This is a genomic window from Flavobacterium sp. KACC 22763 (assembly GCF_028736155.1).
Classification (GTDB): domain Bacteria; phylum Bacteroidota; class Bacteroidia; order Flavobacteriales; family Flavobacteriaceae; genus Flavobacterium.
This window is the reverse complement of the sequence record NZ_CP117879.1, coordinates 884,397-897,156: the sequence shown is the minus strand read 5'-3', so window position 1 is coordinate 897,156 and position 12,760 is coordinate 884,397. Positions and strand designations below refer to the sequence as shown.

Here is a 12,760-nt window from a genome sequence, read left to right as displayed (position 1 = left end):
ATTACTTATATTTTTTATCTAAATTTACAAATACCCAGAAGCATTTTTCTACGCCAATATAAGTTTCACCAAATAAATTTATTCCATGAGGTATTTTCTACTCTTTTTCCTTTTCGTTGTCTTTATACATTCTACTTTCGGACAAAAAAACGTCGATTCTATTCCGAAAAAAGAGAAAAAAATTGAACTGCGAGTAATGCCTTATCTGAGTTATAATCGAAACCTTGATTTTATGTTTGGCGCAATTCCGATGGCAATGTATAAATTGAATCATGCCGATACTATTTCTCCCAAATCATTGTCTGGAATGACAGCTATATATACAACCAACAAATCTTATATCTTGGCTCTCTTTAACAGATGGTATTTGAATGAAGATAAATGGCGAGTGAAGTTCTTCTTTCTTACCGGAAATCAGAATTCGCAGTTTTATGTTGACGATATTGATCAGCCTGATTTCTACGATTACGGAACCAAAACAACTGTATTAAGTTTTGGAGGCCAACGCAAAATTGTTGGAAAATTTTATGGTGGTTTGTCATATACCTATGCGCATTATAATACGGTTTATGAAGATAACATCTCTCCTTCATCTGTATCGCATAGTAATGCTCTAGTTGTAAATTTACTCTACGACACAAGAGATGCTGTTTATTATCCGACAAAGGGATACAAAATTAAACTGGACTGGTCTACCTATCCTGATTTTTTAGATAACGAATTGGCCTCTAACCGAATATCCTTTCAGGCCAATAGATATATTCCAACTAGAGATAATAAAGATGTTATTGCAGCTCGAGTCTTTGGGAAATTTGGTCTTGGAAATGTGGCATTTGAACAACAGAGTACTATTGGTGGAACAGATATTCGCGGTTATTCTGAAGGAAAATATAGAGGTGCTGGATTAATGGATATTCAAGGCGAATACCGCTACAACTTTGGAAAAAAAATGGGTCTAGTGGGCTTTTTTGGTATCGCAACCATTTACGGTTCTGACACTCCAAGCTTTGACTGGAAAATGTATCCAGGCGGCGGCGTTGGCTATCGATATAATCCATTTAAAAAGTCAAAATTCAATGTTGGTCTAGACGGTGCAGTTGGTAAAGGAGATTGGGGAGTTTATTTTAGAATTGGCGAAGCTTTTTAATTTCAAAAAACTCATACAAAGGACTGTCTCAAAAAAGATAGTCTTTTTTATTTAATTTCCGTAGCATCCGTTTAAGAGCTTTTTTAAGATTTCAAAAACTGAATTTCTTTCTTAAATACTTTATTTTACTCCTATCCTTTCAAAAACATCAAGCTAATTCGTTTTTCGAGCAAACGCCTCCTCACGTTACTGTAGTGCATTTTATTGTTCCAAAATCTATTTTTTGTGTTTCATTTTATAATCTGCAACATACAAAAAAAAATTTCATGGCTATCTTTCTTTAAATTTGAAGTAACCCCAAAATATATTCTAAATCTTAACTACGATTAATGCTAAAAATCAATTTATTAATTTAAGGTAGTTATAAATTTACTGTGCTGCCTTTTCATTCCTGATTGCTTATGGCACAATTTTATTTTTCTTGGAGAATTTGCACTTTATCAAAAAAACTGGCTTTTGCCGCCTTGTTGATTTTTCTTTCAATTTTTCAAACCAATGCACAAAACTGTTCTGTAAATGCTGGAGTACTAAATGTTACTATTTGCGAAACCGATGCGTTGGTTTTAACTGGAAACAATCCTTCTCCAATTACTGGCACAGTCAAATGGACACAAATTTCGGGTCCAGCAGTGACTATTAATTCGCCAACAAGCACAAGCACAACCGTTTCAGGCTATACTGGAGGCAATACTTATATTTTCAGATATAGTGCAACCTGCAGTGACGGTATTGTATCTTATCAGGATAAAGTGGTAAATGTTAAGCCTATAACCATGGCCAACGCTGGTGCCAATATTACAAGCTGCCCTAATAACAATGGAACATTAGCTATTATTGCAAACACTCCGCAAAATACTGGAGAAACAGGATATTGGGAAATTGTAGGCGCAAATAATGCTGGGGTTGTAATTAATTTTCCAAATTTAGCTACCTCAACAATTAGCCTCCCTGCAACAAGCTGTGGTGTTACGACACTTCAATGGGTTATTGAAGGACCTGAGTACGCCCCTGGACAGCGCTGTAGAACCACTTCTCAGATAACGGTAACTAATTATGGCGGAGTAAAACCTGTTTCGGCAGGTCCAGATCAGACTTTAAGCAATTGTTACACCACCACTCAAGCAACCAATTTAAATGCCACTTATGGCGGATGCGGACTTAACGGACAAAACGGACAATGGACATTTGTAAGTGGCCCTAATACACCTGTTATAAGCAACCCAAACGCTAATAATACGGGGGTTTCAAATTTGGTTGAGGGAACCTACACATTTAGATGGACTGTTTCTGGCGCTTGTGCTTCTGGAAATGATACCGTCGTAATTAATGTACCACCAGCAACTCAGGATGTAACACAGCTGCCTGGAGGAGACGAAAACATATTCTTCTGCGACAATACTATAAATCAGGTTACTCTGGTTGCACAGACTCCTCTATATGCCGGCGAAACTGTAGCTTGGTCACAAGTCTCTGGTGATAGTGGCGCTGTAATTGTTTCGCCAACAAACCCTACTACATTGGTAACCAATATTTTTCAGGGAGGAGATCCATACCGTTTCCGTTATACCCTTACAAATAATAATACGGGTTGTATTTTTACCAAAGATTACATCGTACAATATAATGGCCCAACTCGAACAATTCTGGCAAACAATGGAAATGACATGGTTGGAAGCTGTAATGCAACTGTTTTTACTATTCCGCTTACTGTAACAGGAACAGGTTCTAACCAATATCGCATTGTTAGTGGGCCTCCGCTTTCTCCTTTAGCTCCTTTTCCTACTCCCTTGACAGATGTTGGAAATTCGCTGACCTTAACACTTACTGCTCCAGGAGAATATACAGTCGAATTTGTTCGAAAACAGACTGGCGCATTAACTGTTGAATGCGATTATGGCTTTGACACTTTGGGCATTTTAGTTTCTGGAGACCCTACTCCATCTAATGCGGGAACCGATGTCAGTCTTCCATGCGGAGATACCACTACTGTTCTTTCAGGTGTCACCACAGATGACGGCCTACATTTTTGGAGTCAGCTTAGCGGTCCTAATACCGCAACAATCGCTGATAATTTTGCTGTCGATACATCAGTTAGTAATCTTATTTCAGGTACTTATGTTTTTCAATATATCACAAAAGGTGGCGGTGCTACGTGCGGATTTTCTGTAGCTACAGTTACTGTTTATGTCTCAGACAGCACAATTAGCAATGTCGACGCAGGAACAAATCAGGTAGTGTGTGCAAGTTCTCAAGTACCCCTACAAGCTGTTCCGCCTGCAAATGGTGAAATGGGAACCTGGAGTCAGGTTTCAGGCCCCGATACAATTACATTTTCAGATGTGAATAATCCGAATGCCATTGCATCTGGTTTTGCGACAGCGAATGCTTCTTACGAATTGCAATGGACAGTTTCTTATTCTCACCCTGGCCCATCCTGTGGTGCGGCAGTTTCTGACACCGTAACTATTAGTACAAATAATAATCAAGCACCTACAACATCAGATGCAGGGCCAAATGCCTGCTATACTTCTGGCACAACTACTTTTAACCTTAGCGGAAATAGTCCAGGATTTGGGGAATATGGAATTTGGTCAGTACAGCCCTCAGCTGGAGTCGTCTTTAATGACGTAGAAGATCCCAATACGATGGTAACCGTTCCAGGAAACGGAACTTATGTTTTTACATGGTCCATTAGTTCGAGACTAAGAACCTGTATTCCTAGCCAAAGCAGTGTATCTGTAACAGTTGCAGAAACTCCTCCAGTTGCTTCAGCTGGTCCTGACCAAGAAATTTGCGGTAATACAATTACTATGGCTGCTACACAAAGCGGTGGATCAATAGGTACATGGTCAAGAATTTCAGGTGTTGGAAATTATACTATAAGTGACATACATGATCCAAATGCTGTTTTTACCTTTTCTTACAGTGGATATTACATATTCAGATGGACAGTTGATGCTGGGATCTGCGGCCAGGCATTTGATGATATTAATCTAACTATCGGTCTTCCGCCTCATCAGGCTAATGCAGGACCAGATCAAAACATTTGCAACAACAGTACTGTAACCATGGCAGGAAGCTCCTATGACAGCTTTTTTGAGCTTGGACAATGGTCTGTACTTACGGGTTCTCCTAATCAGCCTACAATTGTAGACCCTTCTAATCCGAATACTGTAATTAATGGACTTATAGCAGGGACATATACTTTCAGATGGACTATAACGGCAAAAAGTATCTTTTTATGTCAGGGCAGTTTTGATGATGTAGTCGTGGTAGTTGATCCTGCTGCAAATGCAGGAATTGACCAGACATATTGTGACGTTACCAGTGTACAGCTTGTTGCCAATGAAAATTCAACAGGAATATGGTCACTAACCAGTACAACAGGAAATCCTAATGATGTTATAATCACACAATCACCTTCAAATAGTTATATTGCTAATGCAACGGTAGTTCCTGGCAATGATTATGTTTTTACATTTACTACCAATAGCACTACATTTCCAAATGGCGGTACATGTACTGGAACTTCAGATTCTGTAAATGTCACTATTTTTAACGGCGCCAGTATTGACCCAGACGCGGGGCCAGACCAAACCTTATGTATTAGTGATGTTGGCGGAGTTGCCACAATGAGCGGTAATACCCCTCCTCCTGATGTTACTTCGTTTGAGTGGCGATTTGTTTATCAGCCTGCAGGTAGTGTAGCCGTTATTGATACGCCTTCTGCACCATTAACTACGGTTTCAAATTTAACCGTTCCCGGACTTTATATTTTAGAATGGGTATTCAAAAGCAACGATTGCCGCTCTCTTTCTGATATTGTAAGGATAGAAATGAATGCCCCTCCAAGTTCTGCCAATGCAGGCCCTGATGATAATGTGGCCTGTCAGACTACTTATAAAACTGCTGCGGTTCCTCCTACAGTGGGTATAGGAACTTGGACATTTTCTTCTCAGCCTCCTGGCGGAAATGCAATAATTGACAACCCGAACAGTCCTGTTACCACTTTATCAAATATTAATGTTTTAGGCACTTACGTTTTAACATGGACAGTCAGCAATGGCCCATTTACAAATCCTTCTTTATGTCAACCTACTTCAGATGATGTGTCTATTACTTTTAATGATGTTCCTCCATCTATAGCCAATGCGGGCCCTGATCAAGAACTCTGTGATGTAAATACTGCTACCATGAATGCTGCCCCAGTGACATCAGGAGTGGGAGAATGGACTATGGTTTCTGGTCCAAATACAGCTGGAATAGGATCTCCAAACAGTGAAAATTCTCTAATGCTTGGTCTAATACCGGGTACTTATGAATTTAAATGGACCGTCACTACAGCCGCTTCAACTAGTTGTATATCTGAAGATACTGTCTTGGTGACCATATATGACCAACCTTCAACTGCCAATGCAGGACCTGATCAAATTAGACCTCAATTTTCTGCTATTAATATGAATGCGGTTGTTCCAACAATAGGAACTGGAAGCTGGATTCAAACCGCAGGTCCTAGTACAATAGGTTTTACTGATCCTACCAGCCCTACGACAGCTGTAACTGGAACAATTCCTGGCATTTATACACTTCAGTGGAATGTAACAAATGGAAATTGTGCCGTTTCATCAGATTCAATGAATCTTACAATTCGTGCCGTAGCCGATCTTGAATTAACTAAAACTGTAACGCCAACAACTGGTAGTGCTGGCGACGTGGTTACTTTTAACATAAATGTATTTAATAATAATGCATTAGGAGGATCTTCTACTGCTACCAATGTTGCTATACGCGACTTTATTCCGCTTGGTTTTGCGCTTGTTGCAGGATCTGTTAATTCTGGAGGAATATATAATGTTGGAGACAATACAATTACTTGGAGCGGTATAACAATTCCAAGCGGAAGCATTTTAAATTTATCATTCAAAGCCACAATATTGCCTACAGGGGGATCGTATGTCAATACAGCAGAGGTTATCGCATCTGACCAATTTGATCCTGATAGTACGCCAAACAATCAAAATCCTGCAGAAGATGACCAGGATAGCGCTACAGTAGTTCTAGATGTAGCAGATTTATCTCTGCGTAAAACGGTTTCTCCTAATACTGTAAGCATAAACGACAATGTTATTTTTACAATTTCTGTAACGAATAGCGGACCAAATAACGCGAGCGGAATAACGGTTTCAGATAAACTACCTCCAGGATATACTTATGTGAGTGATAATGGGGCTGGAAAATATAATAGCCTTACAGGAATATGGGATGTTGGAAATTTGAATAATGGAAACACACTTTCCTTACAGATTACCGCTAAAGTAAATGTCGTAACATCAATGAATGATTATTTTAATACGGCAGAAATTCAGACCGCACATCAGTTCGACCCAGATAGCACCCCAGGAAACGGACTGCCCGAAGATGATATATCTACAGCTTTTGTTTCTCTAAAACAAGCTGATTTGGAACTTACAAAATCTGTAACACCAACTTCAGCAGCAGCGGGCGAACAGGTTACTTTCACGATTAATGTGCTTAACAATGGCCCAGGAAATGCAACAGGAGTCGGCGTAAAAGATGTTATTCCTGTAGGTTATACACTTATTCCGGGATCGGTATCTGCTGGAGGCACCTATCAAGTTGCTACGGCTACACTTGAATGGAGAAACCTAGTATTACCTGCAAACTCAAATATTGATCTTACTTTTAATGCTTTTGTTAATCCTTTGGGAAGCTATCAGAATGTCGCTCAAGTTATAACCAGCGATTTACCAGACCCTGACAGTGTCCCTAATAACAATATTGCTTCTGAAGATGATCAGGATGATGCTGAAATCACTTTTATCGGCCCTTCTGCCGACTTATCTTTAGTCAAAAATGTAGTTACAGGCAATACAAGTCCTGTGGTTGGCAGTCAAGTTTCGTTTGAGCTTAAAATAACAAATGACGGCCCAAATAATGCAACTGGAGTGCAGGTAACTGATTTATTGCCTTCTGGCTTTCAGTACGTAAATTATAGTTCGTCTGCTGGAACATACGACAGTACTACTGGAATTTGGAATGTTGGTACAGTTGATGTTGGTGTTACAGAATCACTTATTCTAGATGCAAAAGTATTGCCAGCAGGAGATTACAAAAATATAGCGCAAGTTTCGGCAAGTAACCTTCCTGATCCAGACAGTACGCCTAATAATGACGATGGCGATCAGAGCGAAGATGATGAAGATAATGTGGTTTTAACTCCTATACCTCCAGCAGCTGATTTATCATTAACAAAAACAGTAAGCAATGCTACCCCTCTTGTTGGTTCTCTAGTAACGTTTACTATTATCACTACAAACAGTGGCCCTCAAGATGCTGCTCAAGTTCAAGTAACTGATTTACTGCCTTCTGGTTATACTTTTGCTACTTTTAGTGCAACAAGCGGAACATATGACAGTACAACTGGTCTTTGGACACTTGATATATTAGAAAGCAGTGAGTCTGAAACATTACAGATAAATGCTATAGTTAATCCAACAGGAGATTATACCAATATAGCAGAAGTTACCAATAGTGACACTCCAGATCCTGACTCGACACCAAATAATGGAGTGCCAACAGAAGATGATTATGGAACAGCAACCACTACTCCAATTCCGCAGTCTTCAGATTTATCTTTAGTTAAAACTGTTAATAACGCTGCCCCACTAGTAGGCTCAGTGGTTACTTTTGAAGTTGTGGTAACCAATAATGGCCCACAAGATAACTTTGGCGTACAGGTAACAGATGTGCTTCCGTCTGGCTATACTTTTACTGGATTTACGGTTTCTACTGGAACTTACGATACCACAACAGGAATATGGACTGTTGGTAATTTGGTTGCTGGTGACGCAGAAACACTTCAAATTGTGGCAAGAGTAAATCCGAGTGGCGATTACCTGAATAAAGCAGAAGTAACCGCAGCAAATCTTCCTGATCCTGACTCCACTCCAAACAACGGAATCACTACAGAAGATGATTATTCAGAAGCTACAACAGTGCCAGTTCCGACATCTGCAGATTTATCATTAACTAAAACTGTAAATAATCCTACTCCACTTGTGGGATCTCAGGTAATCTTCAGCGTCCAAATAACCAATTCTGGTCCTCAGGAAGCCAATGGCGTAACAGTTACCGATTTATTGCCTTCTGGATATACTTATGTATCATACAGCGCAACAACAGGAACTTATGATTCTACAACAGGGCTTTGGGATGTTGGAAATATGCCAATTACAGATTCTTATACTTTACAGATAACGGCTTTAGTTAATGCAACAGGAAACTACACTAATAGTGCAGAAATCACGGCCAGCAGCCAGCCTGACCCAGATTCTACTCCAAATAATGGAGTGACTACAGAAGATGATTATGCTGAAGCAACCACAGTTCCTGTTCCAACATCGGCAGATTTATCATTAACTAAAACAGTAAGTAATGCTACACCTCTTGTGGGCTCACAAGTAACTTTTAGCCTTCAGGTAAACAATGCAGGACCACAGGCTACAGACAATGTAACTGTAACCGATCTACTGCCTTCTGGTTATACTTATGTATCATACAGTGCGACAGCAGGAAACTATATCCCTGCTACAGGACTTTGGACTGTTGGAAATATGCCAGTTGGAGGAGCTCATACTTTACAAATAACAGCAGTTGTCAATGCAACTGGAAATTATACCAATAGTGCAGAAATAACAGCTAGCAGTCAGCCCGATCCTAATTCTACACCAAATAACGGTGTTACAACAGAAGACGATTATGCGACAGTAACTGTTACTCCTATATTACAATCTTCTGACTTATCTTTAACCAAAACGGTAAACAATACGGCTCCGCTAGCTGGTTCGCCGGTTACTTTTGCTGTTGTTGTGACCAATAACGGACCACAGGACAACTCAGGAGTTCAAATAACCGACTTATTACCTTCTGGTTATACTTATAGCAGTTTCACTCTTTCAACAGGAACTTATAATCCGATTACAGGATTGTGGAACATTGGTAATTTAGCAAACGGAGAATCTGAAACCCTGCAAATTACAGCCATCGTAAATGCATCAGGAGATTATCTAAATATTGCCGAAGTCACTGCGGCTAATCTTCCTGACCCTAATTCTACTCCAAATAATGGAATTCCTACGGAAAATGATTATGCTACAGCAACTATTACTCCAACAGCGCAATCTGCAGATTTATCATTGACCAAAACAGTAAGCAATAGTAATCCGCTAGTTGGCTCTTTAGTAACTTTTGAAGTGATTGTAACCAATAACGGACCTCAAGACACATCAGGGGTAACAGTTACAGATTTGCTTCCAAATGGTTATACATATTCTAACTTCACCATTTCTACAGGAACCTATAATCCCACAACTGGATTATGGACAGTTGGTAATTTGATTAACGGAAAATCAGAAACCTTACAGATTTTAGCTCTAGTAAATCCAGTAGGAAACTATGTAAATGTGGCGGAAGTGACTGCAAGTGCGCTTCCAGATCCTGACTCAACTCCTAACAATGGGGTTGCTACAGAAGACGATTATGCAACGGCAACAGTCACTCCAAATGCTCAAGCTGCAGATTTATCTTTAACTAAGACAGTAAACAATACTACTCCACTAGTAGGATCTCTTGTTATTTTTGAAATAATTGCAACAAACAATGGTCCTCAAAATACTACTGGAGTCGAAGTAACCGATTTATTGCCTTCTGGCTATACTTTTGCTAATTATAGCGCTACAAAAGGAACTTATAATGCCACAACAGGGAAATGGATAATTGGTTCATTCTTAAATGGAGATTCACAAGTACTTCGCATAACCGCTAGCGTAAATGCTACAGGAAATTATACAAATGTGGCTGAAGTAACAGCTAGCAGTCTTCCAGATCCAAATTCAACTCCAGGTAATGGCGTTCCTACTGAAAATGATTACGGTACAGCTACCACTTCTCCTTTAGGGCAAGCGGCAGATTTATCTTTAACCAAAACAGTGAATAATGCAACGCCATTAATTGGAACTCCAGTTACATTTGAAATAGTTATAACCAATCAAGGACCGCAAAATACAACAGGTGTTGAAGTAACAGATTTGCTTCCTTCAGGATATACATTCTCTAGTTTTACAGCAACAAAAGGAACTTATAACAATACAACTGGAAAATGGGCTATTGGTTCATTAATAAATGGAGATTCACAAACTCTTCAATTGACAGCCATTGTAAATGCTTCTGGGAATTATTTAAATACAACAGAAGTGACCGCAAGCAGTCTTCCCGATCCAAATTCAACACCAAATAACGGGGTTGTTACAGAGAATGATTATGCCAGCGTCACAACTACTCCGACACCTCCAATGGCTGACCTGTCACTTACAAAAGCAATTGTAGGTGGTAACTTCAATCCAATATTTGGTGCTACTGTTACTTTTGAAGTAACAGTAAAAAACAGCGGGCCACAAACTGCAACTGGGGTAAAAGTAATCGATATGCTGCCTAGCGGTTACGAATACGTAGTATACAGTTCAACAGCTGGACAATATTTTGATAACTCCGGAATCTGGGAAGTGGGAACAATACCTAATGGAGGATCAGAATCTTTGTTAATTGGGGCAAAAGTAAATACAACAGGCGATTATCTAAACATCGCTGAAGTTTACGCATCCAATGAATTAGATCCAGATTCGACACCAAATAATAATGCCACTGGCGAAGACGATATTAGTTCATTACTATTGACACCAGTTCCTGCAGTGGCTGATCTTTCTATTGAGAAAAAAGTAATTAACAACATACTTACTCCTGCAGTAGGTTCGCAGATATCATTCTCGATTACAGTAACCAATTCAGGTCCTAGCAATGCCACAGGTGTAACTATAAAAGATGTATTGCCTTCTGGGTATGACTACATTTTCTATAGTTCAACTTCAGGAGCTTATAATCCTGCAACTGGCGAATGGTCGCCTGGAATTATACTGCCTGGAAATAGCCATACTTTGATTTTAAATGTTTTTGTAAAAAGTCCAACAGGCACTACAGACGAATATTTAAATATTGCCGAAATCATGACCGCAGATCAGCATGATCCGGATAGTACACCAGGCAATGGAATTACGACTGAGGATGATTATGATAGTATTTCTGTTTCACCAGTAATTGTAATGGCAGATTTATCCATTAAAAAAACAGCTCTTAATCAAGATGCCATTCATGATGTAGGCTCAACGGTAATTTTTACAGTTACCGTTACTAATGATGGGCCTGCAGATGCATCTGGCGTAAGAGTCAAAGACTTGCTGCCTCCAGGATTTACTTATCAAACAAGTAGCCCTACAAGCGGTTTATACAACTACGTCACAGGTATTTGGAATGTCGGAAATATTCCTACCGGAACAGATCAGTCACTAGATATTTATACGACAGTAGATAAGCCAACGGGCGCAGCGTGCGAATACACAAATATAACCGAGGTTATTGCCAGTAACCTGCCCGATCCTGATTCGACTCCAAATAACGGAGTTACAACAGAAGATGATTATGACAGTTTACAAATCAAAATTGCCGTTGCCGATTTAAGTTTAGAAAAAACAGTCAGCAACAAAAACGCCAATGTAAACGAAGTTGTTACATTTACACTTCAGCTTAATAATGACGGGCCAAGCACTGCTACCGGTGTGGCTGTTGAAGACTTGATACCGCTTGGATTCAAGAATATTTCGAATATCAATAATGGAGGTATCTTCAGCAAAGACATTATAAAATGGGTCGATTTAACCGTTCCTGTAGGTGGTATTACACTAACGTACGAGGCAACTGTAGCCAACCCACTTGGCCTAGAAAGTACTGATTATGTTAATATTGCACAAGTAACTGCCAGCAATCAATTTGATCCAGATTCAACTCCAAATAATGATAACGGAGACCAAAGCGAAGACGATGAAGATTCTGAATTTATCAATGTTCCTTCTACAGATATAGCCATCAATAAAGAAGTCGATAAAACAGATGTTCCTATGGATACTCAAGTAACTTTTACCATAACAGCAGAAAATTTAGGCAATTTAACTGCAACAAACGTAGAAGTTCAAGATGCATTGCCTAAAGGATATTCATTAGTAAACTCAGCGGTAACTTCTGGAACTTACGATTCTAAAACAGGAATCTGGAGCATTCCAGCGATTAATAAAGGGACTATTCAAACATTAACACTAACTGTTAAGGTTATTGATTTTAATGATTATTTGAATAATGCTCATTTGGTTAAACTAGATCAGATAGACACCAATCCAGCAAACAATCAGGATAGCGCTACCGTTTCGCCAAACTGTCTAAAAATCTATAATGAGTTTTCACCAAATGACGACGGCCAAAACGATTTCTTCTACATTGATTGTATTGAAAGGTATCCAAATAATCAGCTGGAAATCTTTAACCGCTGGGGTAATCTGGTTTACTACCAAAAAGGCTATAAAAATACTTGGGATGGAAAAGCGGAAGGTTCTGCCAAAACGCTTCCTGAAGGCACCTATTTCTATATCCTTGATTTAGGAGACGGATCTAAAAAAACCTCTGGATGGCTTTACCTCAAATAAAACCATC

The 12,760-nt window shown here is 39.3% G+C and carries 2 protein-coding genes; both read left to right on the top strand.

What is annotated here, in order from left to right:
- Window positions 1–85: 85 nt before the first annotated feature.
- Window positions 86–1,147, top strand: a complete 1,062-nt coding sequence (locus PQ463_RS03905) for a BamA/TamA family outer membrane protein (RefSeq protein ID WP_274256389.1) — start codon at window positions 86–88, stop codon at window positions 1,145–1,147.
- A gap of 401 nt (window positions 1,148–1,548) precedes the next feature.
- Window positions 1,549–12,753, top strand: coding sequence for a PKD domain-containing protein (locus tag PQ463_RS03900; protein ID WP_274256388.1), 11,205 nt, complete (start codon window positions 1,549–1,551; stop codon window positions 12,751–12,753).
- The last annotated feature ends 7 nt before the right edge of the window (window positions 12,754–12,760 follow it).